Origin of the sequence: Pseudomonas sp. P105 (assembly GCF_032614175.1) — a bacterium.
Lineage (GTDB): Bacteria > Pseudomonadota > Gammaproteobacteria > Pseudomonadales > Pseudomonadaceae > Aquipseudomonas > Aquipseudomonas rhizophila.
Map to the genome: position 1 here is coordinate 2,187,001 of NZ_CP126693.1, position 26,007 is coordinate 2,213,007.

Annotated in this window: 26 protein-coding genes, 1 tRNA gene and 2 pseudogenes; 19 read left to right on the top strand and 10 right to left on the bottom strand. The window is 59.1% G+C overall.

Annotation, left to right across the window (positions count from 1 at the left end; translation table 11 throughout):
• Positions 1–64 precede the first annotated feature (64 nt).
• The 5 genes from pheS (at position 65) to QOM08_RS09890 (ending at position 4,305) form a co-directional block, all read left to right on the top strand.
• Positions 65–1,081, top strand: coding sequence for a phenylalanine--tRNA ligase subunit alpha (gene pheS, locus QOM08_RS09870; protein WP_047229332.1), 1,017 nt, complete (start codon positions 65–67; stop codon positions 1,079–1,081).
• A 36-nt stretch (positions 1,082–1,117) separates the two neighbouring features.
• Positions 1,118–3,496 carry a phenylalanine--tRNA ligase subunit beta gene (gene pheT / locus QOM08_RS09875; RefSeq protein ID WP_139050678.1) on the top strand — a complete coding sequence of 793 codons (2,379 nt, stop codon included), beginning with the start codon at positions 1,118–1,120 and terminating at the stop codon, positions 3,494–3,496.
• 3 nt (positions 3,497–3,499) lie between these two features.
• A complete protein-coding gene (ihfA, locus tag QOM08_RS09880) occupies positions 3,500–3,802 on the top strand; it encodes an integration host factor subunit alpha (RefSeq protein WP_002553164.1) in 303 nt (100 codons plus the stop codon).
• On the top strand, positions 3,783–4,139 hold the full coding sequence (locus QOM08_RS09885; protein WP_003179985.1) for a MerR family transcriptional regulator: 357 nt from the start codon (positions 3,783–3,785) through the stop codon (positions 4,137–4,139). The genes ihfA and QOM08_RS09885 overlap by 20 nt, the downstream gene beginning before the upstream one ends.
• Before the next feature lie 89 nt (positions 4,140–4,228).
• Positions 4,229–4,305: transfer RNA gene (locus tag QOM08_RS09890), tRNA-Pro, on the top strand.
• Between the two features lie 78 nt (positions 4,306–4,383).
• Here QOM08_RS09890 and QOM08_RS09895 read toward each other — a convergent pair.
• Positions 4,384–4,622: pseudogene (locus QOM08_RS09895) on the bottom strand (integrase); the annotation flags it as partial.
• A 424-nt stretch (positions 4,623–5,046) separates the two neighbouring features.
• A complete protein-coding gene (locus tag QOM08_RS09900) occupies positions 5,047–5,325 on the bottom strand; it encodes a hypothetical protein (RefSeq protein WP_274091149.1) in 279 nt (92 codons plus the stop codon).
• 334 nt (positions 5,326–5,659) lie between these two features.
• Here QOM08_RS09900 and QOM08_RS09905 point away from each other — a divergent pair, with 334 nt between their 5' ends.
• Complete coding sequence (locus tag QOM08_RS09905) at positions 5,660–5,938, top strand: hypothetical protein (protein ID WP_139050676.1); 279 nt, start codon at positions 5,660–5,662, stop codon at positions 5,936–5,938.
• A gap of 18 nt (positions 5,939–5,956) precedes the next feature.
• Here QOM08_RS09905 and QOM08_RS09910 read toward each other — a convergent pair whose 3' ends face one another.
• Together QOM08_RS09910 and QOM08_RS09915 are read right to left on the bottom strand one after the other, a co-directional pair.
• Positions 5,957–6,136 (bottom strand): hypothetical protein, encoded by a 180-nt coding sequence (locus QOM08_RS09910; protein WP_139050675.1) that lies wholly within the window; start codon positions 6,134–6,136, stop codon positions 5,957–5,959.
• Complete coding sequence (locus QOM08_RS09915) at positions 6,133–6,354, bottom strand: hypothetical protein (RefSeq protein WP_139050674.1); 222 nt, start codon at positions 6,352–6,354, stop codon at positions 6,133–6,135. The genes QOM08_RS09910 and QOM08_RS09915 overlap by 4 nt, the downstream gene beginning before the upstream one ends.
• A 169-nt stretch (positions 6,355–6,523) precedes the next feature.
• Between QOM08_RS09915 and QOM08_RS09920 the strand changes: the two genes are divergently transcribed.
• Together QOM08_RS09920 and QOM08_RS09925 are read left to right on the top strand one after the other, a co-directional pair.
• Positions 6,524–6,955: a hypothetical protein gene (locus QOM08_RS09920; RefSeq protein ID WP_139050673.1), complete on the top strand. Its 432-nt coding sequence runs from the start codon at positions 6,524–6,526 to the stop codon at positions 6,953–6,955.
• A 139-nt stretch (positions 6,956–7,094) separates the two neighbouring features.
• Positions 7,095–7,436 carry a hypothetical protein gene (locus QOM08_RS09925; RefSeq protein ID WP_139050672.1) on the top strand — a complete coding sequence of 114 codons (342 nt, stop codon included), beginning with the start codon at positions 7,095–7,097 and terminating at the stop codon, positions 7,434–7,436.
• On the opposite strand, the pseudogene QOM08_RS09930 reads toward QOM08_RS09925, so the two are convergent.
• The 3 genes and pseudogenes from QOM08_RS09930 to QOM08_RS09940 all read right to left on the bottom strand — a co-directional run.
• Positions 7,435–7,693: pseudogene (locus tag QOM08_RS09930) on the bottom strand (recombinase RecT); the annotation flags it as partial. The gene QOM08_RS09925 and the pseudogene QOM08_RS09930 overlap by 2 nt on opposite strands.
• A 165-nt stretch (positions 7,694–7,858) precedes the next feature.
• Positions 7,859–8,551 carry a response regulator gene (locus QOM08_RS09935; protein WP_316912915.1) on the bottom strand — a complete coding sequence of 231 codons (693 nt, stop codon included), beginning with the start codon at positions 8,549–8,551 and terminating at the stop codon, positions 7,859–7,861.
• Positions 8,526–11,918: an ATP-binding protein gene (locus QOM08_RS09940; RefSeq protein ID WP_316912916.1), complete on the bottom strand. Its 3,393-nt coding sequence runs from the start codon at positions 11,916–11,918 to the stop codon at positions 8,526–8,528. Before QOM08_RS09940 ends, QOM08_RS09935 begins: the two co-directional genes overlap by 26 nt.
• A gap of 320 nt (positions 11,919–12,238) precedes the next feature.
• On the opposite strand from QOM08_RS09940, the gene urtA reads away from it, so the two are divergent.
• The 9 genes from urtA (at position 12,239) to QOM08_RS09985 (ending at position 21,101) form a co-directional block, all read left to right on the top strand.
• A complete protein-coding gene (gene urtA, locus QOM08_RS09945) occupies positions 12,239–13,483 on the top strand; it encodes an urea ABC transporter substrate-binding protein (protein WP_047229346.1) in 1,245 nt (414 codons plus the stop codon).
• Between the two features lie 110 nt (positions 13,484–13,593).
• Positions 13,594–14,511, top strand: a complete 918-nt coding sequence (gene urtB, locus QOM08_RS09950; RefSeq protein WP_047229347.1) for an urea ABC transporter permease subunit UrtB — start codon at positions 13,594–13,596, stop codon at positions 14,509–14,511.
• 10 nt (positions 14,512–14,521) lie between these two features.
• The gene (urtC, locus tag QOM08_RS09955; RefSeq protein WP_316912917.1) at positions 14,522–15,709 is read left to right on the top strand and encodes an urea ABC transporter permease subunit UrtC; all 1,188 of its coding nucleotides are present in this window, start codon (positions 14,522–14,524) and stop codon (positions 15,707–15,709) included.
• On the top strand, positions 15,706–16,464 hold the full coding sequence (gene urtD, locus QOM08_RS09960; protein ID WP_139050669.1) for an urea ABC transporter ATP-binding protein UrtD: 759 nt from the start codon (positions 15,706–15,708) through the stop codon (positions 16,462–16,464). Before urtC ends, urtD begins: the two co-directional genes overlap by 4 nt.
• Before the next feature lie 10 nt (positions 16,465–16,474).
• Positions 16,475–17,164 carry an urea ABC transporter ATP-binding subunit UrtE gene (gene urtE, locus QOM08_RS09965; protein WP_316912918.1) on the top strand — a complete coding sequence of 230 codons (690 nt, stop codon included), beginning with the start codon at positions 16,475–16,477 and terminating at the stop codon, positions 17,162–17,164.
• A 155-nt stretch (positions 17,165–17,319) separates the two neighbouring features.
• Positions 17,320–18,549 carry a formamidase gene (fmdA, locus tag QOM08_RS09970; protein ID WP_188251521.1) on the top strand — a complete coding sequence of 410 codons (1,230 nt, stop codon included), beginning with the start codon at positions 17,320–17,322 and terminating at the stop codon, positions 18,547–18,549.
• A gap of 36 nt (positions 18,550–18,585) precedes the next feature.
• Positions 18,586–18,933: an FmdB family zinc ribbon protein gene (locus QOM08_RS09975; RefSeq protein WP_139050667.1), complete on the top strand. Its 348-nt coding sequence runs from the start codon at positions 18,586–18,588 to the stop codon at positions 18,931–18,933.
• Between the two features lie 14 nt (positions 18,934–18,947).
• Complete coding sequence (locus QOM08_RS09980) at positions 18,948–19,991, top strand: aliphatic amidase (protein WP_047229353.1); 1,044 nt, start codon at positions 18,948–18,950, stop codon at positions 19,989–19,991.
• Positions 19,992–19,994: 3 nt separating this feature from the next.
• A complete protein-coding gene (locus tag QOM08_RS09985; RefSeq protein WP_316912919.1) occupies positions 19,995–21,101 on the top strand; it encodes an AAA family ATPase in 1,107 nt (368 codons plus the stop codon).
• Here the strand turns inward: QOM08_RS09985 and QOM08_RS09990 are convergent.
• From QOM08_RS09990 to QOM08_RS10000, 3 genes are all read right to left on the bottom strand, one after another.
• Entirely contained in the window at positions 21,046–22,623 is a 1,578-nt protein-coding gene (locus QOM08_RS09990; protein ID WP_316912920.1) for a lactate dehydrogenase, read from the bottom strand. The genes QOM08_RS09985 and QOM08_RS09990 overlap by 56 nt on opposite strands.
• A gap of 377 nt (positions 22,624–23,000) precedes the next feature.
• Positions 23,001–23,264, bottom strand: a complete 264-nt coding sequence (locus QOM08_RS09995) for a hypothetical protein (RefSeq protein WP_047229356.1) — start codon at positions 23,262–23,264, stop codon at positions 23,001–23,003.
• A gap of 130 nt (positions 23,265–23,394) precedes the next feature.
• Positions 23,395–24,066, bottom strand: a complete 672-nt coding sequence (locus QOM08_RS10000; RefSeq protein WP_316912921.1) for a class I SAM-dependent methyltransferase — start codon at positions 24,064–24,066, stop codon at positions 23,395–23,397.
• 224 nt (positions 24,067–24,290) lie between these two features.
• On the opposite strand from QOM08_RS10000, the gene QOM08_RS10005 reads away from it, so the two are divergent.
• Together QOM08_RS10005 and QOM08_RS10010 are read left to right on the top strand one after the other, a co-directional pair.
• Positions 24,291–24,995 (top strand): TetR/AcrR family transcriptional regulator, encoded by a 705-nt coding sequence (locus QOM08_RS10005; RefSeq protein WP_107322866.1) that lies wholly within the window; start codon positions 24,291–24,293, stop codon positions 24,993–24,995.
• Positions 24,985–25,770 (top strand): pyrroline-5-carboxylate reductase family protein, encoded by a 786-nt coding sequence (locus QOM08_RS10010; RefSeq protein ID WP_316912922.1) that lies wholly within the window; start codon positions 24,985–24,987, stop codon positions 25,768–25,770. Before QOM08_RS10005 ends, QOM08_RS10010 begins: the two co-directional genes overlap by 11 nt.
• Positions 25,771–26,007 lie beyond the last annotated feature (237 nt).

Genomic DNA, 26,007 nt, shown 5'->3' on the forward strand with positions numbered 1-26,007 from the left:
TAAACGTCATAAATAGGGGAAGAGCCTTCAAGCTCTTCCCCTATTTTGTATCTGGAGTCTGTACATGGAAAACCTGGACGCGCTGGTCTCTCAAGCACTAGAGGCTGTGCAAAGCGCTGAAGATATCAATGCCCTGGAGCAAATCCGGGTTCACTACCTTGGCAAGAAGGGCGAGTTGACTCAGGTGATGAAGACCCTGGGGAACCTGCCGGCCGAAGAGCGTCCGCAGGTCGGTGCGCTGATCAACGTTGCCAAGGAGCGTGTTACAGAAGTCCTTAATGCGCGCAAGGCCTTGTTCGAGGAAGCGGATCTGGCTGCCAAGCTCGCCGCCGAATCCATCGACGTGACCCTGCCTGGCCGCGGCCAGACTTCCGGTGGTCTGCATCCGGTTACCCGGACCCTGGAACGTATCGAGCAGTTCTTCACCCACATCGGCTACGGCATTGCCGAAGGCCCTGAGGTCGAAGACGACTATCACAACTTCGAGGCGCTCAACATCCCAGGCCATCACCCGGCCCGGTCGATGCATGACACCTTCTATTTCAACGCGAACATGCTGTTGCGCACCCATACCTCGCCGGTACAGGTCCGCACCATGGAATCGCAGCAGCCGCCGATCCGCATCGTCTGCCCAGGCCGTGTGTACCGTAGCGACTCCGATATCACCCACTCGCCGATGTTCCATCAGGTCGAAGGCCTGCTGGTGGATCGCGACATCAATTTCGCCGACCTGAAAGGGACTATCGAAGAGTTCCTGCGGGTGTTCTTCGAGAAAGAACTGGCGGTGCGTTTCCGTCCTTCGTACTTCCCGTTCACCGAACCATCCGCTGAAGTCGATATGGAATGCGTGATGTGCAGCGGTAAAGGCTGCCGCGTCTGCAAGCAGACCGGCTGGCTGGAGGTCATGGGCTGCGGCATGGTTCACCCGAACGTGCTGCGTATGTCCGGGATCGACCCGGAAGAGTTCTCGGGTTTTGCTTTCGGCATGGGCGTCGAGCGTCTGGCCATGCTGCGTTACGGTGTAAATGACTTGCGCCTGTTCTTCGACAACGACTTGCGGTTCCTTGCGCAATTTCGCTAAGCCGCAGACCCGTAACGAATCTAATAGGAGAGCAGGATGAAATTCAGTGAACAATGGCTGCGCGGCTGGGTAAGCCCGCAGGTAAGCCGGGACGAGCTGGTTGCTCGTCTGTCGATGGCCGGTCTTGAGGTCGATAGCGTGACGCCGGCCGCCGGTGAATTCAGTGGTGTGGTGGTGGGCGAGGTGCTGAGCACCGAGCAGCACCCGGACGCCGACAAGCTGCGGGTGTGCCAGGTCAGCAATGGCGCGGAAACCTTCCAGGTGGTCTGCGGCGCGCCAAATGTGCGCCCGGGCCTGAAGATCCCGTTCGCCATGATCGGTGCCGAACTGCCGGGCGACTTCAAGATCAAGAAAGCCAAGCTGCGTGGCGTCGAGTCCAACGGCATGTTGTGCTCCCAGGCTGAACTGCAGATTGGCGAAGGCAACGACGGCCTGATGGAGCTTCCGGCTGACGCGCCGGTCGGCCAGGACATCCGTGAGTACCTGAGCCTGGACGATGCGAGCATCGAGGTCGACCTGACCCCGAACCGTGGCGACTGCCTGTCCCTGGCCGGTCTGGCTCGTGAAGTGGGTGCGTTGTATGCCGCCCCAGTGGCACGTCCAGCGGTCGCGACCGTTGCCGCGGTGCATGATGAAGTGCGCTCGGTTGAAGTGCTGGCGCCGGCGGCATGCCCACGTTACCTGGGGCGCGTTATCCGGAATGTCGACCTGTCCAAGCCGACCCCGCTGTGGATGGTCGAGCGCCTGCGTCGCGCCGACGTGCGCAGCATCGACGCTGCCGTCGACATCACCAACTACGTGATGCTGGAGCTGGGTCAGCCGCTGCACGCGTTCGACCTTGCCGAAATCAACGGCGGCATCCGCGTGCGCATGGCTGAGGAAGGCGAGAAGCTGGTTCTGCTCGATGGCCAGGAAGTGACCCTGCGCAGCGATACGCTGGTCATCGCCGACCACTCCCGTGCCCTGGCGATTGCCGGCGTGATGGGTGGCGAGCACAGCGGCGTCTCCGCGACGACCCGTGATGTGTTCCTTGAAAGTGCGTTCTTCGACCAGATTGCGGTGGCTGGCAAGGCCCGTTCCTATGGCCTGCACACCGATGCCTCGCACCGTTACGAGCGCGGCGTGGACTGGCAACTGGCCCGTGAAGCCATGGAGCGCGCCACTGGCCTGCTGCTGGAAATCACTGGCGGCGAAGCTGGCCCGATCATCGAAACCGTCAGCGAACAGCACCTGCCCAAAATCGCACCGGTCACCCTGCGTGCCCAGCGCATTACGCAGATGCTCGGCATGGAAATGGACCCGGCTGAAGTCGAACGCCTGCTCAGCGCCTTGGGCCTGAACATCAGCGCCGACGGGGCAGGGCAGTGGCGTGTCGAAGTGCCAAGCCATCGCTTCGATATCAGCCTGGAAGTCGACCTGATCGAAGAGCTGGCCCGTCTGTACGGCTACAACCGTTTGCCGGTTCGCTACCCGCAGGCGCGCCTGGCCCCACAGGCCAAGGCCGAAGCCCGTAGCGACCTGCCGGAACTGCGCCGTCTGCTGGTGGCTCGTGGATATCAGGAAGCGATCACCTACAGCTTCATCGATCCACGCCAGTTCGAGCTGTTCAATCCGGGTGTCGAGCCGCTGTTGCTGGCCAACCCGATTTCCAACGACATGGCCGCCATGCGCTCGTCCCTGTGGCCGGGCCTGGTCAAGTCGCTCCAGCACAACCTGAACCGCCAACAGGACCGCGTACGTCTGTTCGAAAGCGGTCTGCGTTTCGTTGGTCAGCTGGAAGGCTTGAAGCAAGAGCCAATGCTGGCCGGTGTCGTTTGCGGCAGTCGTTTGCCGGAAGGCTGGGCGCAAGGTCGCGATGTCGTCGACTTCTTCGACGTCAAGGCTGACGTGGAAGCGGTGCTGGGCTTCGCCGGCGCGCTCGATGCGTTCACCTTCGTGCCGGGCAAGCATCCAGCGCTGCATCCGGGGCAGACAGCACGCATTGAGCGTGACGGGCGTGAAGTCGGCTATGTCGGGGCGATTCACCCTGAACTGTCCAAGACCCTGGGTCTTGATCGTCCTGTGTTTGTTTTCGAGCTGGTTCTGGGCGAAGTGGCACTGGGGAAAATGCCGAAATTCCAGGAGTTATCGCGCTTTCCTGAAGTGCGGCGTGACCTTGCGCTGCTGGCCGATCGCGACGTTGCATCCAGCGCCGTACTGGATGTAATCCGTGAAAATGCAGGCGAATGGCTCACGGACCTCAGGCTATTTGACGTGTATCAGGGTAAAGGCATTGATCCGCATAGAAAAAGCCTTGCAGTCGGCTTGACCTGGCAGCATCCATCGCGCACTCTTAATGACGATGAGGTGAATACCGCAACGCAGAATATCCTCACCTCGCTCGAAAACAGGTTGAACGCCACGTTAAGGAAGTGACGTATGGGGGCTCTGACGAAAGCTGAGATGGCGGAACGTCTGTATGAGGAGCTGGGCCTGAATAAACGGGAGGCCAAAGAATTGGTCGAACTGTTTTTCGAAGAAATCAGGCACGCTCTGGAAGACAACGAACAGGTCAAATTGTCCGGTTTCGGCAATTTCGACCTGCGGGACAAACGCCAGCGGCCTGGCCGCAATCCGAAAACGGGTGAAGAAATCCCGATCACGGCTCGCCGTGTGGTCACCTTTCGTCCAGGGCAGAAGTTGAAGGCCCGAGTTGAGGCTTATGCTGGAACCAAGTCATAACGACGAGCTACCCGTCATCCCAGGCAAACGCTACTTCACCATTGGTGAAGTCAGCGAGCTGTGTGCGGTAAAACCGCATGTGCTGCGCTATTGGGAGCAGGAGTTTCCTCAACTCAACCCGGTCAAGCGCCGCGGTAACCGCCGGTATTATCAGCGACAAGACGTGCTGATGATTCGGCAGATCCGCGCGCTGCTGTACGACCAGGGGTTCACCATCGGCGGAGCGCGCTTGCGCCTCTCCGGTGATGAGGCCAAAGACGATACAACCCAGTACAAACAGATGATCCGCCAGATGATCGCTGAGCTTGAAGATGTGCTGGTGGTGCTCAAGAAATAAATTTCTGCTTTTAAATCTTCCAGTTTTCAAAAGCTTGCGATATATTCCTGAGCGTTCCGTTGAGAGACGGAACAAGATTCACGCCTAGTCGGGGCGTAGCGCAGTCCGGTAGCGCACTAGCATGGGGTGCTAGGGGTCGAGTGTTCGAATCACTCCGTCCCGACCATTATTCCTGAGTAAAATCAGACAGTTAAGCCGATCAGATGGATCGGCTTTTTTGTGCTCGCGCAAAACATGCGCAAAACTAACCGGTGATTTCGCTGATATTCAGGTCGGGGATTGCCTCCGACCACACGATATCCGCGTGATCCTTCTGGTAGTTTCTGATCATGCTCTCGCTGGCATGGCCGGCGATCTTCTGCCCATCCTTTCCGGCTTTCTGATACAGGTGCAGCGACAGCGCACGCACTTCGTGGAAGCCCGGCATTTCCTCTTCTATCGACCCCTTGAACAACCCGCCGCTTCCCGACCCCATCGAATCGCTGGCGCCGTAGACGATCACCAGGCCAGAGCCCTTGGCGACCTGGAAGAGGTCTTTATGGATGCGGCAAGGGTAGGCGATTGCGCATATACGATCCGCGAGGTCTTCTTTGTTCATGGCATAGCTCCGCCCGCCGTTTACCGGCAGGCTGTGAGTTGTAAGGGTTTGGTTTGTAGTCAGATGGCTTTGGTGGGGGCTTGTATCAGGGAATAGCTGATATACGAGGAAGCCTCACTCGAATAAGGTTCTGTAGTTCGCCCTGCCAGGTGTTTCAGAGAAATGCTGAGTGGCCGCAGCTGGTCAGGGTGGGCTTTTTTTTGCCATGGCTCCTCTAGATGGGACAGGCCCTGTAAAGCAGGGGGAGGATCATGGCGTCACCTCTTTGATATGGCTGCCTATCCATTTGCGCATTCGTTGCCAGCGCTGCTACGAGGTTTCGTTCCAGCCGCACTCGTCATTCTCAAATACGACCTCGGCGGCCATGGCTGGCGCTATTCTGAAAGCGCCCGAAACTGTTTCTCGGCAATGCGCATCGATGGCGCTCATTTCGATGCCGCGCTTCGCACCGAGAACACCGAGGGTGCAGAACTGCCCGTCAGCTTCAAGCGTGTCCGCCACCAGGCGCTTGTTAGGCATCGCGTCCATTGCGTCGTGAGGTTTGATCAGAAAGGCCTGGTCGCGCTTGACCTTCAACGCCGATGACACGGCGCCACGCCAGCAGATCAGATCCCACCCACCGCAATCGTCGCTGTAGTGCCCACCAGCACACAGGCCCGGAATGGTCAGGCAGAACCAGCCTTCGCCTTCAGGCCGGTCAGGCTCCCAGTAGATGGATGGGCAGGTAACAGGACCAAATACTTTGTCCGGAACCTACACGCAAACTAAAGCGTCCGGTACTTGTACCTGGGATGCTACAAAGCTTTGATAGAGCCTAATTATTCCTTTGCCGCTATAGCGGCTAACTTTGAAGGGGGAGGGGTTAGAGGTTTTTGGAGCTACGGCTACTATCGTTATAAAATCGGTTATTGCGGTGGCTCAGATGCTCAATGAAACGGATACGGTCGGACAGACGTTTAAGCGGGCGTTCTTCCGAGTAGATGGCGTGACGATGTATTTCTTTTGGGCGATATGGGCCGGAATCATGACAAAGGTTCTATTTGATCCCAGCCAGCCAAAAATCGCTGTACTGGTCCTTTTCATGGTTGGCATGATGAACCCCATCCTATTCATCATGATGGGATTGATGCGGCTCCCTGGATTATTGACGGCGCTGGTTCTCGCCGGACTGAATGTTAAAGGCCTCTGGGTTTTCGTGTAGCTTCGACGCTGAACTGGCCTACCGGTATTGGGTGCTGATTCGCTGGGCGATGGCTTCGAGTTTTTCAGCCATTGCCCACATGTCGTTGTTGTCGCGGCGGGACGTCACGGGCGCGCGGTGGACGTTGCGGCCGATCAGGATCCAGGCGGCGAGCAGGATTAGCCAAGCCTCAGCCTTTCGGCGAACGAAGCGCCTCATGGCAGCGCTGCTGGGTGTGTTTCGTTCCAGCGCTCGAAGGCTTCTTGGGTGGTCGCCGCCTCGATACACCCGTCGCACTGGTTGCATGCCGCCACGCCACCCGAGGCGCCGACGTCGCGATGTCCTTTCTTATATGGGTTCACGTGCCAGTCGTCATCAAGTTCCGGTCCATCCACCTCAAACACCAGGTGCTTACCGCAGGAGTGGCAGAAGTTCATGCCGTTTTCCTCTGGCCCGTCATCATAGAATGACGAAGTAGAGCCGCAGGCGCTGTTCCAGATCCCGCTTTCGCCGTCTTGGCTTCATTCCGACTTGCCGGTTGGCGTGATTCGAGTTTGTAGGCTATTGGTTGATGGCCCGGCATGGGGCCGGATTGAGGAAAAGTCGATGCTTTATCGGGGCGAGTGCAGGGCCGTACATGATTCAAACAATGGGAAGATTTTCCCCAAGAACTTGAATGGTGAAAAAGAGGTTGTTGAACGGATGGATGGGCAATTCAGTCTTGATGGGCGCTTCACATTGGGGCCGACCGAAGCCAACCGAGTTGCAGCGCACCAGATTGAAACGGGACTGTATGGTGGCTGCTCCGTTTCCACTACTCGTTCACACGATGAGGCCAAACGTTTCGCTTTGTATGCTGATAACCAAGGCGTTATTTACTGGATTGACGATAGTGAATTTGAGTCGCATGGCGTTCTAGCGATAGAGCCCGAGAATCCAGATATCGCGAAAGAGCAGGAAGTAACAATTCGCGCTGCCGACGGCGGAGAAATTCCGGCTGCACTGGTCGTTCATGTTGAATTTGTGGAGAGAAGCTGACCCTCCTGCTAACCCTTGGATGACTTAGAGGCAGGGGCAAGCGCCACCCTGCATGACTGGATGCGACAGTGGTTGTGGTATTTGAGGTATGGCAGAGTGATGGCCCAACACTTCACCAACAGGCAAGGAACGGTTTTCGATGCGGTATTTGCTGGTTACAACGATTGCCCTTCTGATTGCTGGATGTTCAGGCCCGGGCGTCGTACCGATGGGGCGTGACACATACATGATTGCGAAGGACGGCAGCTTCACCACCTTTGGCGGCGGAGCGGTCAAGGCCGAGCTGTACCAGGAAGCCAGTGCGTTCTGCGAGGGGAAAGGCAAACATCTGATGCCAATTAAGGAGGCATCCCGGGATTCCGGATACGGTCGTTATGCCAATGCGGAGTTGCAGTTCCGTTGTCTCAGTGAAAACGATCCAGAGCTGCATAGGCCAACTCTGGAGTCAGAACCGAACGTAAAGATCAGAATCGAGCAATAGCGCTGGCCTCCAGCTCGTCGCGTGTATACACGCTCAAGATCACGTCAGGGCAATACAGGCGAGCCCATTTTTTAAGGGCCAGGTACGCGATCTGCTGCTTTGGATCGTCCGCCCATAGCGTCGAGTTCCGTGTTCGCGCCTGAGTCATCAAGATGGTCGGTTCGCGGGGGAGAGTCTTCGCCCACGAACGTAGCCCAAACGCGGACCCCAAGCCCTTTCTCGTCGTTTATGTTCCAGTTTGGGATGCGGTACTTCTTCGGCTGCGGATACCGTATTCGCAGCCTCGATCAGATGCCCGAGCTCGGCGCTGTCGCTGTTTTTTTTGCAGGCAAGGGCTTCGATGCTGAAGTCCTGCGGCGCTACTGTGACCATTGCCGGATGCAGCCGGGAATAGATCCAACAATACGTCTGGTTATCGCGGCTTACCTTGAAACACTGTTGCGAGAATCGGTCATGGCCGACAAGGCCACGGAGGTCGCTGCTGTGCGCGTTTCTACACCTAACTTCACATACACATGCTCCAGATGTTTGTTCACGGTGCGTGGGCTCAGATCAAGAATGGTGCCGATGTCGCGGTTGGTCTTGCCGCAGGCCACCCAGCGCAGAGCCTCGACTTCCCGACCGGTGAGCTGAAAGCGTGCCGACAGCACCCTCTGCGCCGGCTCGTCGTCCAGGCTCGGCGCGGCTGGCTGTGACGCCGCTCGGGCCGAGAGCAGGATGCGCGAGGTGCGCAGGTGTGCGGCGACCCGGGCCAGCACTTCGTCGGTCTGGATCGGCTTGGTCACGTAGTCGCTGCCACCGACTTCAAAGCCCTGGACCACATGCCTGCTTTCCGTCAGTGCGGTCATGAACAGCACCGGAATATCGGCGTTGGCCGGTTGCTCCTTGATCCGCCGGCAGGTCTCGAAACCGTCCAGGCCCGGCATCATCGCATCCAGCAGGATCAGGTCCGGACGCCGGCGTTCGATGCGGTTCAGGGCGCTGAGCCCGTCGAGGGCCACCAGCACCATGTAGCCGGCATCGTTGAGGGCTTCGGAGAGCATGGCGAGGTTGTCCGGGGTGTCGTCCACAATCAGCACGACACCGGGTTCAGCGACTGTGGTCAATACATTCATCTTCTGCCTCCTTGAGGGCGCGGTTGATTTCGTCCAGGCGAAAGTTTTTCAGCAGCTTGCGTAGGGAACTGATGAAAGGGGCGGTGGCTGGCGTCTCGGCCTGGATGGCGTCAAGTTTTTCGTGCAGACCGCGTACGTAGCCAATGGCGCTGAGTTCGCCGAGGGCGATGAGGTCAGGCTGGGAGGGCAATACCCCCGGTTCGGGGAATGTCGCAGGGGCTGGTTTTTCGCGGCGCAGCCAGTGCAGGTCGAGTTGCTGCTGGATCCGTTCGAGCAGCTCCGGGGTGTTTACCGGCTTGGCAAGGTAGTCGTTGCAGGCACTGGCCAGGCTGCGCTCGCGCTCGTCGTTAAAGGCATTGGCCGATATCACGATGATCGGTGCTGTGGACAACGCATTGCGGCGGATCAGTCGGCTGGTTTCCCAGCCATCCATCGTCGGCATCGACAGGTCCATGAGGATCAGGTCCGGCCCCCGCAGGGCGACCTGGCGAATCGCTTCCTGGCCGTTGCTGGCCTGGATCACTTCAAAGCCCAGGGGCGTAAGCATGCCGCTGAGGACCTTGCGATGGTCCACATGGTCGTCCACTACCAGCACCAGACGCCGCGGCCCCTGGTAGCCGATGATGTCGTGTTCGACATGGATTACCGCTTGCGGCACCCGTACTTGCGAGAGAAACAGGCGCACCTGGAAACAGGTGCCCTTGTCCTGCTGACTCTTGACCTGCAACTCGCCGCCCATCAGCGAGGTGAGCATGCGGGTAATGGTCAGGCCCAGGCCAACGCCCTTGTCCTGGCGCATCAGATCACCGCGCTCGAAAGGCTGGAAGATTCGCTCGATGTGCTCGGGGTCGATGCCGATACCCGTGTCGATGATGTCGAAGGTTGCCGTCTCGCGCATGTAACTGACCCGCAGGCAGACCTCGCCGCTGTCGGTGAAGTTGACCGCATTGCCCAACAGGTTAATGAGGATCTGCCGGACGCGCTTTTCGTCACCCCGCACTACCGCCGGTATCTTGCCGATCAGCTCCAGGCGAAAGCGCAACCCTTTGTCCCGGGCTTGTGGGGTGAACATCAGCTCCAGATCGTGGATCAGTTCCGGGAAGGGGATTTCCGTCGGTTCCAGGCGCAATTTGCCGGCCTCGATCTTGGCCACATCGAGCAGGCCGTCGATCAGCGACAGCAGGTGCGAGCCGCTGCGCAGGATGGTCGCCAAGGCATCCTGATGCTGCTCCGGCATGGCCGCATCGCGCTGCAGGATCTGGGTAAAACCGAGGATGCTGTTCAACGGCGTACGCAGTTCGTGGGACAGTCCGGTGACGTAGCGACTCTTGGCCGCGTTGGCCGCCTCGGAAGCCTCCTTGGCATCTTGCAGGGCCTGGTCGGTCAAGCGGTGGGCTTCGATTTCCTGCATCAGCAGCAGGGTCTGGCGGTCCGATTCTTCCTGGGCCACGCGGCGGCTTTCCCGCGTCAGAACCACCCACCAGGCGAGGATGGCCGCCAGTACCGAGAGCGTCAGGAAGGCCTGGAAAAATGCCTGGTACAGCGTCGCCTGGGCTTGCGGCGAGTGGGGCAGCCCCTGGGAGGCCTGGCCATAGATCAGCGCCAGAGCGCCGCTGAGCATCAGAATCAGCGCGAGCAGCAGGCCCAGGTAATGGACTAGCCGGGTGTGCAGGCGTGGCACCGTGGCATTGGGCAACAACCAATGCAACAGCGCTTCGAATTGCGCCGACAGACGCCCGTGGGGTTTGCAGCGATCGCCGCAACGCGCGTCCAGCGAACAGCAAAGCGAGCAGATGGGCGTGCTGTAGGCCGGACAGAAAGCCATGTCGGCGGTTTCGAATGGGTTGCTGCACAGGCCGCAGGTGATCTGCGTGCTCGCAGCTACCGGTTGCAGCAGTAACGGATCGCTGGTGCGGGCGATGTAATAGCGGCTACGGGTGGCCCAGGCCAGCAGCGGGGTCATGACCAGCGAGGTGCCGAGGGCGACGAAGGGCGGAGCGGCCTGGGCCAGTGCACCAAATAGACCGAAGTGGGCGAGGACCGACAGCAGCGAGGCGATCAGCATGGAGCCGACGCCCACCGGGTTGATGTCGTAGAGGTGAGCGCGCTTGAACTCGATGTATTTCGGTGACAACCCCAAGGGTTTGTTGATCACCAGGTCGGCGACCACCGAGCCGATCCAGGCGATGGCGATGTTGGCGTAGAGACCGAGCACCTGGTCGATGACGTCGAATACCCCCAACTCCATCAGCATCAGGGCAATGGCCACATTGAACACCAGCCAAACTACGCGGCCGGGGTGACTGTGGGTGACCCGGGCGAAAAAGTTCGACCAAGCCAGGGAGCCGGCGTAGGCGTTGGTCAGGTTGATCTTCATCTGCGAGACGAAGACGAACAGCACCATGGCCGCCAGGGCCCATTCCGGCGAGGCGAACACATAACCGAAGGCCACCAGGTACATCTGGGTCGGTTCCGTAGCGCGCTCGATGGGGATCTCGTGTTGCAGAGCGAGAAACGCCAGGAAGGCGCCAGCGAACATTTTCAGCGCGCCGGGCAGGATCCAGCCGGGGCCGGCGCAGAGCAGGGCGGCCCACCAGCGCTTGCGGTTGGCCGCGGTTTTTTCCGGCAGGAAGCGCAGGTAGTCGACCTGTTCGCCGATCTGTGTCACCAGGGATAGGGCTACGGTACAGGCTGCGCAAAACGCCAGCAGATTGAAGTCGCCGCTGGCATCACGGCCCCGGAAACTGGTCCAGTCGCTGAAGGTCTCGGGGTTTTTCAGCAGCACAAACAGATAGGGCAACACCAGCAGCACCAGCCACAGTGGCTGGGTCCAGAGTTGCAGGCGGCTGATCAGGGTCACCCCATAGGCCACCAGGGGGATCACCAGCACGGAGCAGATCACATAGGCAAAGGCCAATGGGATATGGAAGTACAGCTCCAAGGCCAGGGCCATGATCGCTGCTTCCAGGGCGAAGAACAGAAAGGTGAAGCTGGCGTAGATCAGCGAGGTGATGGTCGAGCCGATGTAGCCGAAGCCGGCACCGCGGGTCAACAGGTCCATATCGACGCCGTAGCGGGCGGCGTAGTAGCTGACGGGCAGGCCGGTGAGGAAGATGATCAGGCTCACGGCGAGGATCGCCCAGAAGGTGTTGGTGAAGCCGTAGCTCAGGGCCAGTACCCCGCCAATCGCCTCCAGGGCCAGGAACGACACCGCGCCCAAAGCGGTGTTGGCAATGCGTAGCTCCGACCACTTGCGAAAGGACTTTGGTGTGTAACGCAGGGCGTAGTCTTCCATGGTTTCGTCGGCGACCCAACTGTTGTAGTCGCGACGGATCTTGGCGATGCGCTGGGTGCCAGGTGGAAGCACGGCGAAAGACTCCTGGGGTCAAGGCGCTCCGTGCCTGTCGGGTGTGCCCGTGGCGGATAGCCGAGCAATTTTCATGCCCTGCACCACGCCGTCTTGCCGCGCCAGCTGTTGCCTGCGCGCGCGTCCGCGCAGTGCCGTTCAGGCGGGGCCTGGGGCGATAGCCTGCGCCGCCTTGGTGCATTTTTCCCTACGTCAAATGACGTATGCGCTTACGTCAGGCTGCGTATACCCGTCACCGATCCGCGCCGCCATGCTGATGCCACCACCGTTGCCGGCCGCCTCAAGGCGAGCTGTCAGCGTCACCGCAGAGGAGTAGCAGCATGGAACCACGATTGATCCGCACTAAAGGCCTGTTGCCGCGCCGCCTGGCTCTGGGGGCGGCGGCCCTGTCGTTATTGGCTGCCAGTGTGTTCAGCCAGGGTGTATGGGCGGACGAGGCCAACAGCACCGGCCTGGCGGTGACCGCCACTGAAGTCACGGTCGGCCAGTTGCACTCGGCCACCGGCACCATGGCGATTTCCGAGACCGGCTCGATCCAGGCCGAACGCCTGGCCATCGAGCAGATCAACGCTTCAGGCGGCATCCTCGGTCGGCAGATCAAGGTGATCCAGGAAGACGGCGCCTCCGACTGGCCGACCTTCGCCGAGAAGGCCAAGAAGCTTTTGGTCAACGACAAGGTGGCAACGGTGTTCGGTTGCTGGACCTCGGCCTCGCGCAAGGCTGTGCTGCCGATTTTCGAGAAAGAAAACGGCCTGCTCTACTACCCGACTTTCTACGAGGGGCTGGAGCAGTCGAAGAACGTGATCTACACCGGCCAGGAAGCCACCCAGCAAATCCTCGCCAGCCTCGACTGGATCGCCAAGACCAAAGGCGCCAAAACCTTCTACCTGGTGGGGTCGGACTATATCTGGCCACGCACCTCGATGAAGATTGCGCGCAAACACATTGAGAACGTGCTGCACGGCACCGTGGTCGGCGAAGACTACTACCCGCTGGGCAACACCCAGTTCGGCTCGCTGATCAACAAAGTCAAGCTGAAGAAGCCCGACGTTGTGTTCGCCGCCGTGGTGGGTGGCTCCAACGTGGCCTTCTACAAACAACTCAATGCGGCGGGCGTCAATTCGGCCAAGCAGACCTTGCTCACCCTGTCGGTGACCGAGGATGAATTGCTGGGCATCGGCGGCGAAAACATGGCCGGCTTCTACGCCTCGATGAAGTACTTCCAGAGCCTGGACAACCCCAACAACAAAGCCTTCGTCGACGCTTTCAAGGCCAAGTACGGCAAGGATTCGGTGATCGGCGACGTGACCCAGGCCGCGTATCTGGGCCCATGGCTGTGGAAGGCTGCAGTGGAGAAAGCCGGCAGCTTCGATATCGACAAAGTGGTTGCAGCCTCGCCGGGCATCGAGTTGAAAACCGCGCCTGAAGGCTACGTCAAAGTGCATGAAAACCATCACCTGTGGAGCAAGACCCGCATCGGTGAAGTGCAACCCGATGGCCAGTTCAAAGTGGTGTACGAGTCCGATCTGATCGAACCGAATCCGTTTCCTAAAGGCTATCAGTAAGGTCTGGGTCTATCGCGGCAAGCCGACCCCAACACTCTGTAGGAGCTGGCTTGCCGGCGATGGAGCTCCATCGTTTTCCACATCCTCCCTCCAAGCAGGAGTCCATCATCATGGAATGGCTATCGGAATTTGGTGCCATCGCGGCGATGCAGGGGTTCAACGGCTTGTCCGTGTTCTGCGTGCTGCTGTTGATGGCATTGGGGTTGGCGATCATTTTCGGCCAGATGGGGGTCATCAACATGGCCCACGGCGAGTTCCTCACGATCGGCGCCTACACCACCTATGTCTGCTCGAGCCTGACCAGTCATTTCGCCCCGTGGTTTCAACCCTATTATTTTTTCATCGCCATCGCCCTGTCGTTCCTGATGGCCGGGGCCATCGGCTGGCTGGTGGAGTGGGCGATGATCAGTCGGCTCTACAAGCGTCCACTGGACACATTGCTGGCGACCTGGGGGCTGTCCCTGGTGATGCAGCAGACCTTCCGTTCGGTGTTCGGCGCCCGTGAAGTCAGCGCGACGCCGCCGGAGTGGCTGATGGGTTCGTTCAACTTCACTGAGTCCATCGAGATCCCGCGCAACGGTCTGTTCATGATGGCCCTGACCCTGCTGCTCACCGGGGCCATTTTTCTCTTGCTCTACCGCTCACGCTGGGGCCTGCAAGTGCGGGCCACGGTGCAAAACCGACTGATGAGCCGTGCCGTGGGCATCAATACGCGCAAGGTCGACCGAATGACCTTTGCCCTCGGTTGTGGTGTCGCGGGGGTGGCCGGCGCGGCCTTTACCACCATCGGCTCCACCGGTCCCACCGCGGGCTCGCAGTACATCGTCGACACCTTCCTGGTGGTGGTCTTCGGCGGCGCACAAAGCCTGTTCGGCACCATTGCGTCGGCGTTCGTCATTGCCCAGACCCAATCGATTTCGGAGTTTTTCCTCAGTGGTTCGATGGCCAAGGTGCTGACCCTGTCCGGGGTGATTCTGATCCTGATGTTGCGCCCTCAAGGGTTGTTCTCCATCAAAGTGCGCAAGTAGAGGCGAGCCAATGAAGCTTTTAGACAAGATGCTGGCGGGCAAGCAGAACCTGTTGGGCGTGGCCCTGTTGGCGCTGCTGATCTTCGTGGTCTTCCCGCTGACCCTGGATGCCTTTCGCCTGAACATGGTGGGCAAGTACCTGACCTATGCCTTCGTCGCTGTCGGCCTGGTGTTGTGTTGGGGCTATGGCGGCATTCTCAGCCTCGGGCAAGGGGTGTTCTTCGGCGTCGGCGGCTACTGCATGGCGATGTTTCTCAAGCTCGAAGCCTCCGACCCGCAGAGCACCAAAATCCAGTCGACGCCGGGCATTCCGGATTTCATGGACTGGAACCAGATCACCGAACTGCCGTGGCTCTGGGTGCCGTTCCACAGTTTCAGCTTCACCCTGCTAGCGGTGATCCTGGTGCCGGTGGCGCTGGCCTTCATCATTGGCATGGCGCTGTTCAAGCGGCGGGTGGGGGATGTTTATTTCTCTATCGTCAGCCAGGCCATCGCGCTGATTCTCACGGTGCTGATCGTCGGCCAGCAGGGCCTGACCGGCGGGGTCAACGGCATCACCGATCTCAAGACTCTGCTCGGCTGGGACCTGCGCAGCGACAGCGCCAAGCTGCTGCTGTACTTCATCAACGCGGCCTTGTTGTTCGGCTGCATTTTCATCGGCCGTTTCGTCCTCGCGTCGAAGCTCGGGCGGCTGCTGATGGCGATGCGCGATAGAGAGGAACGGGTGCGCTTCTCCGGTTATGACGTAGCCAGTTTCAAGATTTTCGTGTTCTGCATCGCCGCTGCCTTCTCGGCCATTGGCGGCGCCATGTTCGCCTTGCAGGTGGGCTTCATGTCGCCTTCGTTCGTCGGCATCGTGCCGTCCATCGAGATGGTGATCTTTGCCGCTGTCGGCGGGCGCATGTCGCTGCTCGGCGCGGTGTATGGGGCCTTGCTGGTGAACTACGGCAAGACCTATTTCTCCGAGTCGTTCCCCGAATTATGGCTGTACCTGATGGGGGGGCTGTTCATTGCCGTGGTCATGTACTTCCCTAATGGCTTGGCCGGACTCTGGGACAGCCATGGCCGCCAGACCCTTGGCCGTCTATTGCGGCGTCCCTCGCAGCAAGCTGCCGTTGCCGAACCCCTGCCAGAGGCGCCGCGCACCGCGCCGCCAGGCTCGGCTCCTGAACGTCCTTCGCTGGAGACGCAGCCATGACCGCCGTGGGTTTTCAAATGAACAAGCCGGTGCTGGTTATCGAGGGGCTGACGGTGTCCTTCGACGGTTTCAAGGCCGTGGACAACCTCAACCTGTACATCGACCGCAATGAAGTGCGGGTGGTGATCGGGCCCAACGGCGCAGGCAAGACCACGGTGCTCGACCTGATCTGCGGCAAGACCCGCGCCACCAGCGGGAGCATTCAGTTCGATGGTCAGGAGCTGACCAAGATGCGCGAGTACAACATCGTCCGTGCCGGTGTCGGGCGCAAATTCCAGAACCCGTCGATCTACGAAAACCTCACGGTGTTCGAGAACCTGGAGATGTCCTACCCGGCGGGGCGCAAGGTGTTGGGCGCGTTGTTCTTCAAACGCAGTGCCGCAGTGATTGCCCGGGTTGAAGAGGTGGCGCGGGAGATCTTTCTCGGCGAGCTGTTGCAGCAACAGGCCGATCTGCTGTCCCACGGCCAGAAGCAGTGGCTGGAGATCGGCATGCTGCTGATGCAGAACCCTGACCTGTTGATGCTCGATGAACCCGTCGCCGGGATGAGCGTCAACGAACGCGTCCAGACCGCAGAACTGCTCAAGCGCATCAGCCAGGGACGCTCGGTGCTGGTGATCGAACACGACATGGAATTCGTCAAGAGCATCGCCCATAAGGTCACGGTGCTGCACCAGGGCAAGGTCCTGGCCGAGGGCAGCATGGAGTCGGTGCAGAACAACCCGAAAGTCATCGAAGTCTATTTAGGCCATTGAGGAAGCAGGCATGTTCAACGTAGACAAGCTGTCCTGTGGTTACGGCCAGAGCCAGATCCTCCACGACCTCGACCTGGCCGTGGCCAAACGCGAAATCGTCGCCGTGATGGGACGCAACGGTATGGGCAAGACCACGCTGTTCAAGAGCTTGATGGGCATCCTTCCGCAGTGGCGGGGGCAGGTCAGCGTCGATGGCCAGGAGGTCTCGAACCTGGAAACCCACGAGCGGGTGGAACTCGGCATCGCCTATGTGCCCCAGGGGAGGATGATTTTTCCCAGCATGACGGTGTTGGAAAATATTCAGACCGGCCTGCCGGCATCGGCCCGGGGTCAGGTCCCCGAAGATCTATATGCGTTGTTTCCGGTGCTTCACGACATGCGCTCGCGCAAGGGCGGCAATCTCTCGGGCGGGCAACAGCAGCAACTGGCCATTGCCCGGGCGCTGGCGACCAATCCCAAGGTGTTGTTGCTCGATGAACCTACCGAAGGCATCCAGCCGTCGATCATCAAGGACATCGCCCGCACTTTGAAAGATATCCGCAACCTGCGCGACCTGACCATTGTGGTCTCCGAGCAGGTGCTGTCATTCACCCTGGAAATCGCCGACCGCTTCCTGGTGATCGAGAAGGGCCGCTTCGTGATTGAAGAGACCCGGGACAAGGTCGACGAAGCCACCATCAGTCGCTACCTCTCTGTGTAGGTGCGGCCGGGCGGCGCGATGGTTTATCGGCCCCCTTTGTTGCAGCTGGCAAGCCAGCTCCTACAGGGGTACGTCATCCAACGTATTGGCCGATTCGGGCCGCCATTCGAGACTGGTTCCAACGCGGTACACCCCCAATGTTCAGGAGCTTCGCCATGACCGATACCTTGATCAAAGTCGACCTCAACCAGCCCGCCACCGAGAACGAACAGATCCATAATCGCTGGCATCCGGACATTCCCATGGCTTGCTGGGTCAAGCCAGGGGATGACTTTATTCTTGAGACTTACGACTGGACCGCCGGCGCGATCAAGAACAACGACGACGCCTCGGATGTGCGTGACGTCGACCTGTCCACCGTGCACTACCTGTCCGGTCCGGTGGGCGTGCATGGCGCCGAGCCGGGGGATCTGCTGGTGGTCGACCTGTTGGACATCGGTGCCAAGGCCGAATCCATGTGGGGCTTCAACGGTTTCTTCTCGCGGCAGAACGGCGGCGGATTCCTCACGGATCACTTTCCCAGCGCACAGAAAGCCATCTGGGATTTCAAAGGCATGTTCACCAGCTCGCGGCACATTCCCGGGGTCAACTTTGCCGGCCTGATCCACCCCGGATTGATCGGTTGCCTGCCCGATCCGGTAATGCTCGCCGACTGGAACCGCCGTGAGCAGGAGCTGATCGATACCAACCCGACCCGCGTGCCGCCCTTGGCTAACGCCCCGCTGGCCGCCACCGCGCACATGGGCAAGCTCAAAGGCCAGGCCCGGGATGATGCCGCGGCCACCGGCGCACGCACCGTGCCGCCGCGTGAACATGGTGGTAACTGCGATATCAAGGACCTGTCCCGGGGCTCGAAGATTTTCTTCCCGGTCTACGTCAGTGGCGCAGGGTTGTCGGTGGGAGACCTGCACTTCAGTCAGGGCGACGGCGAGATCACTTTTTGCGGCGCAATCGAGATGGCCGGCTGGGTGCATATGAAAGTCGAGCTGATCAAGGGCGGCATGGCCAAGTACGGAATCAAGAACCCGGTGTTCAAACCCAGCCCGATTATCCCGACCTACCAGAACTACCTGATCTTTGAAGGTATCTCGGTGGATGAAGCCGGCAAGCAGCACTACCTGGACGTCAATATCGCGTACCGCCAGGCCTGCCTGAATGCGATCAACTACTTGACCAAGTTTGGTTATTCGCCCGCCCAGGGCTATGCACTGTTGGGCTCTGCGCCGGTGCAAGGGCATATCAGCGGCGTGGTCGACATCCCCAACGCCTGCGCGACCCTCTGGTTACCCACCGAAATCTTCGAGTTCGACATCAACCCCAACGCCAACGGCCCCACCAAACACCTCGACGGCAGTATCGATCTGCCGATCGCCCCGGACCTGTGAGACACGCCCGAGCCCGATCAATGTCCGGAGAGCGCCATGCCGACCTATGAGTACGAATGCCAAACCTGTGGCGGTTTCACAATGTTGCGGCCTATGGCCCAACGGCACGAGCCGTGCCAGTGCCCGTTTTGCGCGGGCCCAGGAGGGCCGTTGCTGTTGTCTGCGCCGGCGCTGACGACGTTGTCGAGCAGTCAACGCCAGGCCATGGCGACCAACGAGCGAAGTGCCCACTCGCCGCAGACCCTTGGTGAGTACCAGCAGAACCGTCGTCACCCCAGTGGGTGCAGTTGTTGCGCACCGAGCAAACCGCTGGCCCCGACCAAAGCCAATCCACAGGGGCTCAAGAGTAAAACCGGCTCCAGACCTTGGATGATCAGCCATTAACAGAGGTAAATTTCATGCGTCATGGTGATATTTCCAGCAGCCCGGATACCGTGGGTGTCGCGGTCGTCAATTACAAAATGCCGCGGCTGCATACAAAAGCCGAGGTCATTGAAAACGCCCGCAAGATTGCCGACATCATCACTGGTATGAAAAGCGGTCTCCCCGGCATGGACCTGGTGGTGTTTCCTGAATACAGCACCATGGGCATCATGTACGACCACGATGAAATGATGGCGACTGCCGCCAGCATTCCAGGCGAAGAGACTGCGATCTTTTCCGCCGCGTGCCGTGCGGCAGACACGTGGGGGGTGTTTTCCCTGACCGGCGAGCGGCATGAGGAACACCCTCACAAAGCCCCGTACAACACGTTGGTGTTGATCAATAACCAGGGCGAAATCGTCCAGAAGTACCGCAAGTGCATTCCCTGGTGCCCCATAGAAGGCTGGTATCCGGGTGATCGAACCTATGTCTGCGAGGGGCCGAAGGGCTTGCAGATCAGCTTGATCATTTGTGATGACGGTAACTACCCGGAGATCTGGCGCGACTGTGCAATGAAAGGGGCGGAGTTGATCGTCCGGTGCCAGGGCTATATGTACCCGGCCAAAGAGCAGCAGGTGATGATGTCCAAAAGCATGGCCTGGGCCAATAATTGTTATGTGGCAGTGGCCAATGCCGCCGGCTTCGATGGGGTTTACTCCTACTTTGGTCACTCGGCGATCATTGGCTTCGACGGTCGCACTCTGGGCGAATGCGGTGAAGAGGAAATGGGCATTCAGTACGCACAATTATCCGTTTCGCAAATCCGCGATGCGCGAGCGAACGACCAATCACAGAATCATTTGTTCAAGCTGCTGCATCGCGGTTACACCGGGGTCTATAACTCCGGGGACGGCGACAAGGGAGTGGCTGACTGCCCGTTCGACTTTTACCGCACCTGGGTACTGGATGCGCAGAAAGCCCAGGAAAACGTCGAAAAACTTACCCGTCGCACCGTCGGCGTGGCTCATTGCCCGGTGGGAGAGATTCCCCACGACGGTAAAGAAAAACACGCAGGCTAAACCATGCCTTTCGTGAATGATCGCATCGACCCAAACCACCCACAGCCTAGCCTGACCAACGCATCACCGGCGGCAGATTTGTTGACCTCACGCTTCGTCTTCAATCCCGCCCAGGTCATGGCGTTGTTGCGCAGTCGAATTGTCGGCCAAGAACACGCCATGAGCGCGGTCGAGGCGTTGCTAAACGTGGTTAAGGTCGATATTGGTGAACGTGAGAGGCCGTTGACGGTGAACCTGTTCATGGGGCCGACCGGTGTCGGCAAGACCGAAATCGTCCGTCTGCTGGCACAGGCCATACACGGTCGCTCCGATGCTTTTTGTCGCATCGACATGCACACCCTGGCCCAGGAGCATTACTCGGCGGCGCTCACCGGAGCGCCACCTGGTTATGTGGGGAGTAAAGAGGGCGTCAGTCTGTTCAATAGCGAATTGATTCAAGGTACCTACAGTCGCCCAGGCATCGTGCTGTTCGATGAACTGGAAAAGGCCAGCAAGGAAGTGGTGCGCAGCTTGTTGGGCATTCTTGAGAACGGCCAACTGACCTTGGCGGGCGGTAGCCGAACGCTGGATTTTCGCAATAGCCTGATCTTCATGACCAGCAACATTGGAGCCCGGCAAGCGACCACCTACAGGGAACGTTTTTCACGCGGTTGGCGGCGCTGGCTCGGCATCGCCCCCCAAGGTGAGCAGGCCATGTTGGAACAAGCGCTGCACGCGTGGTTCGAACCGGAGTTTCTAAACCGTATTGATCGCATTCTGGTTTTCCAGCGCATCGAAACCCAATGGCTGGAAGCGTTGTTGCAGATCGAACTGAACAAACTCAACCAACGTCTCGGTCAGCATCGTCGTACGCTGGTCCTGGACGTTGCGGCAAGCGACTGGCTGTGCCGAAAGCATGACCCACGCTTTGGTGCTCGGGCTCTGACAAGGCGAGTGCGGGTTGAGCTGGAGCCTGCGATCGCTGAGTGTATGCTGGCTCATCCGCAGGCAATGCAGATGACTGCGACGGTCGAATCAAACCGGCTCACGGTTGTTCCAGCGCAAAGCACTGTGTTCAACGCATCAACGCCAAAGGATTTTCCTGCAACATCACCGAACTGTGGAGGGTAGCCAGTGCTTCCTTGAGTAAGGATTGCTCCTGCGCATCCTTGGATTTCTTGCTCTCCTTGGCGGCGTACTCCAGCAATACCAAGTGACTGCGGCTGGCTGAAGCTTCCTTCGGCACCACGGTCTCTTCAATCAGTTTGCCCGTGACGTACTTCTGTGTCCGTGTGTCCTGGCTGGCGTGTTGCGTGACGGAGGCTTTGGTCAGTCGGCCATCCTTGTAGGCGAGGCTGGCCGAGCTGCTGGCCTTGTCATTCACTTGTACGTAGAGATAGTTCTGCGATTCGTAATCTTTGCCCAGCGCAGGTGCTTTCCCGCCCTTCAGGCTTTTGTGAAAGCTGGCCGATAGACTCGATTGCTGGGTTTGATCGATCTTGCGGTCACGCATGATGGAGCCTGCGACGACAGTCTTTTGCGAGAGGGTATAGGCAAAGCTATCGAGTTCAGACAGGTGCATCGGGTTGGACGCCTTGTTAGTCTGAGTGATGGACGCCTCGAAGTCTGCCAGTCCGGTCAATAGGCCTTTGTCCGCCGCATTACGGGTCAATCGGTCAGGTAGGGTAATGCCCTCTGGGTAGTGGCTGTTCATGGCGCTGAACGCATCCTTGAACATCTCCATCAGGGCCGCCTTGGCGTTGCCACGCTCCTGCACTCGGTCAAACTGGGCAAGGTAGCTGTTCAGTGCGTTGGCCTGTTGCTTGGCATCGCCCAGGATTGCGCTGTTCTTCAGGTCAACGCTCAGGTTCAGTTTGCCCTCCGGACCGCTCATTTGCGTGGTGCGGCGTTGGTTGTCGGCGCTAAAGGCGAGGGTCAGATCTTCACCGTCCACACCCTTCAGCTTGGCGTTCAGGTCAATGGATGCCAATACGCTGGAGTCAAACTGCGTCAGCTTGCCCAGGTCGAGCTTGGGCGGCTCGGCGGTCAACCCGTCGACAGCTGCCTGAAAGGCACTGCTCAGAGCGCCAATCGCCTTGAGTTCCTCCTCGCTCAGCGGGCCACCATTCACGGTAGCCTGGACGCCAAGACCATCGTCCTGGCTTGTCAGGCTGAAGGTGACCGTCTTGCCGCTGGCGGTCTTGATGCTGAGACTGATCAGGTTGTCGGCTTTATTGTGCAGTAGCGTCTGTTCGGATTTTATCCCGGCGACGTCGTAAGCCCTGTCCGTGGTGGTATGGAGCACTGACTGGGAAATGCTCGAACCATTCTTGGCGAACTGCTCCACCAAGACCGCACCCAGGCGGTGAAAGCGGTTGGCTATCGACAGCGATCTGGGGTTGGTTCCCATGATGTTGGTGATAGCGTCCTGACCTTCCTTTTCCCAAACACGAACATTCTCCTGGCCAGGCAGTTGCCCGAGGCGGGTATAGGTCTGTGATTCAACATCGACCACCGGGCTGCCCAGGCTGACGATTGCCGACGGTCGAGCCGGGAAGACATCAGCACTGTCTATCGCTGTTGCAGGCGATGCCGCGACAGCGGAGCGAGTCTGGAGGGGAATGGCGGAAGTGATCGAGGATAGGGTAGTCATGACAGTCCGTGTCAACAGAGCAGAGTTGCACTCAATGTAGTGAATACACCACCCGATTGAAAGCGGGGTGGGTGAAATAAATGGCAAAGAGCTATTATGCATTTGCCCGTTAGCGAATTCCCGGAGCGGTTCAGCCCAATCTGCAAAGATTGGGCTTTTTTCACGCCTTGAGAAACGGCGTTCCCAGGCTTGTGGTCGACACTGTCGCCGTCAGAAGACCAGCTTGAACAGGGCGATGACCACGATCAGGCCGATTATGAAAATGATACCTACGGTGCCGCCAAGAAATTTCAACATAATGATGCTCTCATCGGATGGGCTTAATTTTCTAGACCACCCTCGACAACGCTCGTTTCGTTGAATTTCACCCGCAGTGATCAATGAACCGCCCAAGACCTCGGAACAGGCACCTGATCAAACTTCGAAACGGTCTTGATCCAGTAGCGTCGATAGTCGGTCTGGTCCGGCGCCAGGGGTTTGTGGGTTGACCATGGATGCTCCGCCTTCAGGCTCGCCCGGTAGGCTTCCCATTCTTTCTGCTCGGCCACTTCCCTGGCTTTGGTCCTGTCATCGAACCAACCCAGGACGTACGCTTCGCCCTGATCCGTGCCGTGTGCTATCAGCAGATAAATCTCTGTCATTACCTGATCCGCCGTTCAATCCTGAAACCCAGTCACTGGGGTCTTACCTTGGGTATCGGCAGTTTTTTTGTGTTGTTGAGGTTTATTGATGAGTGGCGTGCGGTTGAAGTCTGCCCCGTAGCAAACGCCCTTAGTCTCGCCGCTCGGCTACTAACAGTAACGACTGCGGCATCGCACTTTGCGGGTGCTGTGGCTCCTGTAGGCCGGCGAGACGAAAGCCGGCCATGTCCAGTGCGTTGAGCCAACTGGATAAGGTTCGCAAGTACCACGGCATGGGTTGCCACTGTCCCTTGAAACCGGTGAAAGTCTCTTCCCGCCAACCATCCTGGTAGTCGTCCGCTGCCATGACCCACGGGTGCAGCGTCTGAATCACCAGCGTACCGCCAGGGGCGAGCAGGGCGTTCATGGCTGCGAGCAAAGGGACGATGTCTTGATGCAGCAGAGCGAAGTTGGCGCAGATCACGTTGTAGTCGCTGCCGATGTCCACCTTGGCCTGCGCCAGCTCTTCGTAGCTGGCCAAATATACCCGCGAAGAACCGGCGGCCCGCGCGGCCTCAACCAGCGTCGCATCGCCATCTACACCCACCACCTCGATACCTCGTTCAGTCAGGGCACGCAACAACCAGCCCTCACCGCAACCTAGGTCGAGCACACGCTCGGGTTGGCGGCCTAGCACCGCCAGTATGATGGCCTGGTTGGTGACCTTGAGACAGCTTTCGAGGGTGCCGGTGCGGATGGCTTCGATCCAGGATTGGGCGTTGTGGTGCCAGCTTTGGAGGAGGGCGGATTCGCTGGTGGGCATTTCGACTCTCCGGGTGGGTGGTTAATGCAAGGATAGGACAAATGCTAATGGAGGCTTTGCCTGCCAGAGATACCGCAGGCAATTCGTGTGACCGAGAAACGATGGCGATAAGGCTGATGGTCGACTTCAAGACATATGTCTGTTCATGTCAACAAAATGTACTCACATGTACATTTTAGGGTCGTAGAGGTACATTGGTTTATGTATTTTGAAGGAGGCATGGGATGTCCCAGTTAGGGAAAGCACGTGGCAAGGCTCAAGACGCAGGCTGGCGGGGTTCGCCGGAGGGGTGGCTGGAAGCGGCCTACGAGGCTCTGAAGGAGTCGGGCATCGATGCTGTTCGGGTCATGCCGCTGGCCAAGCGCCTGGGCTTGTCACGCACCAGCTTCTACTGGTTCTTCGAGGACCGCGAGCAGTTGCTGGCGGCTTTGTTGTCTCGGTGGCGGGAGACCAATACCGGGGGCTTGATCAGGCAAAGCGAAAGTTATGCCGAAAGCATTTCCGAGGCGATCCTGAATGTGTTCGAGTGCTGGCTCAACCCGCAGTTGTTCGACTCGCAGTTCGAGTTTGCCGTGCGCAGTTGGGCGCTACAGTCCGCTGAAGTGGCCCAAGAGGTCGCTGCCGTAGACGAGCAGCGGATGAATGCTCTGGCGAGCATGTTCAAGCGCTTCGGTTATGACAGCCAAGGCGCTGATACCCGGGCCCGAACGATTTATCTGACGCAGATCGGCTATATCACCATGAATACGAGTGAGCTGATCACTGTGCGCTTCCAGCGCATTCCGCATTACGTGAGTATTTTCACCGGCAAAGTCCCCAAGCAGCGCGAGCTGGATCGCTTCTATGGGAAGTTCGGCTATGCCGAAAAGGAGCCTGGGATCTTTGTTCCCTTGACCGACACTTTCGAAGGCAGCACCGATGATCAATGAGACAGTGGGGATCATTGGCGGTACCGGCTGGCTGGGCGGGTCGATTGCCAAGGCGGTGTTGGCGAAGGGACTGTTGCCGGCGGCGAACCTGGTCATTTCCAATCGTTCGGGAAACCACCCGTTGGCTCAGCAAGGTGCTTGCCTGGTCGCGGATAACCAGGACCTGGTGGATCGCAGCGACGTCGTGATCATCGCCGTTCGCCCCGAGCATTTCGCCAGCCTGAACATCAACGCGACGGGTAAAACCGTTATTTCTCTGATGGCTGGGATTGGCGCACAGACAATTGCTGCACAGACCTCGGCTGCGGCAGTGGTGCGGGCGATGCCCAATGTGGCGGTGGAGATCGGGCAGTCCTTTACGCCTTGGTATTGCTTTGCAGAGGTAGCGGCAACGACGAAAAGCCTCGTGCAGCGCTTGTTCGAGTGTGTAGGCACGGCGGCAGAGGTGCAGCAAGAGGACTTCATCGATTACCTCTCGGCGCTCTCGGGTACGGGCCCGGCTTTCCCTGCCTTGTTGATAACGACGCTGGCCAATCAGGCGATGGCTGCCGGCATTCCCTGCGATATCGCCCAACGTGCCGCGAAAAATGTGGTGGTAAGCAGCAGCCAGTTGTTGGCCAGTCACGATGCCCAACACATGATCGACGCCCTGGTGGCCTACCGTGGGGTGACGGCTGCCGCCTTGCAAGCGATGATCGATGGGCACTTCGAGGAGCAGGTGGGCAGGGCGTTGCAGGCAGGTGCAGCGGTTGCTCGTCAGGGGCTTCAAGCCTGAAAAAAGCAGCCCCTGCGCGATCGGGGCTCGTGTGTGTATCGGTTGCTGGGGTAGCAGTTATCGCGAGCAGGCTCGCTCCCACATTCAATCTTCAGTCGATCTAAAATTCATGTCCAACACAGACCCCCTGTGGGAGCGAGCCTGCTCGCGATGACAACAGCACATCCGGCATCCACGTAGCTGAACCACCGCTATCGCCAGCAGGCTCGCACGGGGTGAAAGTCAATGTTAAGTCTC

Bases quoted from the DNA above. Each gene is read 5' to 3' on its own strand.
- pheS (WP_047229332.1), top strand. From the start codon at position 65: ATGGAAAACCTGGACGCGCTGGTCTCTCAAGCACTAGAGGCTGTGCAA.
- pheT (WP_139050678.1), top strand. From the start codon at position 1,118: ATGAAATTCAGTGAACAATGGCTGCGCGGCTGGGTAAGCCCGCAGGTA.
- ihfA (WP_002553164.1), top strand. From the start codon at position 3,500: ATGGGGGCTCTGACGAAAGCTGAGATGGCGGAACGTCTGTATGAGGAG.
- QOM08_RS09885 (WP_003179985.1), top strand. From the start codon at position 3,783: ATGCTGGAACCAAGTCATAACGACGAGCTACCCGTCATCCCAGGCAAA.
- QOM08_RS09905 (WP_139050676.1), top strand. From the start codon at position 5,660: ATGCTCAATGAAACGGATACGGTCGGACAGACGTTTAAGCGGGCGTTC.
- QOM08_RS09910 (WP_139050675.1), bottom strand. From the start codon at position 6,136: ATGAGGCGCTTCGTTCGCCGAAAGGCTGAGGCTTGGCTAATCCTGCTC.
- QOM08_RS09915 (WP_139050674.1), bottom strand. From the start codon at position 6,354: ATGAACTTCTGCCACTCCTGCGGTAAGCACCTGGTGTTTGAGGTGGAT.
- QOM08_RS09920 (WP_139050673.1), top strand. From the start codon at position 6,524: ATGCTTTATCGGGGCGAGTGCAGGGCCGTACATGATTCAAACAATGGG.
- QOM08_RS09925 (WP_139050672.1), top strand. From the start codon at position 7,095: ATGCGGTATTTGCTGGTTACAACGATTGCCCTTCTGATTGCTGGATGT.
- QOM08_RS09935 (WP_316912915.1), bottom strand. From the start codon at position 8,551: ATGAATGTATTGACCACAGTCGCTGAACCCGGTGTCGTGCTGATTGTG.
- urtA (WP_047229346.1), top strand. From the start codon at position 12,239: ATGGAACCACGATTGATCCGCACTAAAGGCCTGTTGCCGCGCCGCCTG.
- urtB (WP_047229347.1), top strand. From the start codon at position 13,594: ATGGAATGGCTATCGGAATTTGGTGCCATCGCGGCGATGCAGGGGTTC.
- urtC (WP_316912917.1), top strand. From the start codon at position 14,522: ATGAAGCTTTTAGACAAGATGCTGGCGGGCAAGCAGAACCTGTTGGGC.
- urtD (WP_139050669.1), top strand. From the start codon at position 15,706: ATGACCGCCGTGGGTTTTCAAATGAACAAGCCGGTGCTGGTTATCGAG.
- urtE (WP_316912918.1), top strand. From the start codon at position 16,475: ATGTTCAACGTAGACAAGCTGTCCTGTGGTTACGGCCAGAGCCAGATC.
- fmdA (WP_188251521.1), top strand. From the start codon at position 17,320: ATGACCGATACCTTGATCAAAGTCGACCTCAACCAGCCCGCCACCGAG.
- QOM08_RS09975 (WP_139050667.1), top strand. From the start codon at position 18,586: ATGCCGACCTATGAGTACGAATGCCAAACCTGTGGCGGTTTCACAATG.
- QOM08_RS09980 (WP_047229353.1), top strand. From the start codon at position 18,948: ATGCGTCATGGTGATATTTCCAGCAGCCCGGATACCGTGGGTGTCGCG.
- QOM08_RS09985 (WP_316912919.1), top strand. From the start codon at position 19,995: ATGCCTTTCGTGAATGATCGCATCGACCCAAACCACCCACAGCCTAGC.
- QOM08_RS09990 (WP_316912920.1), bottom strand. From the start codon at position 22,623: ATGACTACCCTATCCTCGATCACTTCCGCCATTCCCCTCCAGACTCGC.
- QOM08_RS09995 (WP_047229356.1), bottom strand. From the start codon at position 23,264: ATGACAGAGATTTATCTGCTGATAGCACACGGCACGGATCAGGGCGAA.
- QOM08_RS10000 (WP_316912921.1), bottom strand. From the start codon at position 24,066: ATGCCCACCAGCGAATCCGCCCTCCTCCAAAGCTGGCACCACAACGCC.
- QOM08_RS10005 (WP_107322866.1), top strand. From the start codon at position 24,291: ATGTCCCAGTTAGGGAAAGCACGTGGCAAGGCTCAAGACGCAGGCTGG.
- QOM08_RS10010 (WP_316912922.1), top strand. From the start codon at position 24,985: ATGATCAATGAGACAGTGGGGATCATTGGCGGTACCGGCTGGCTGGGC.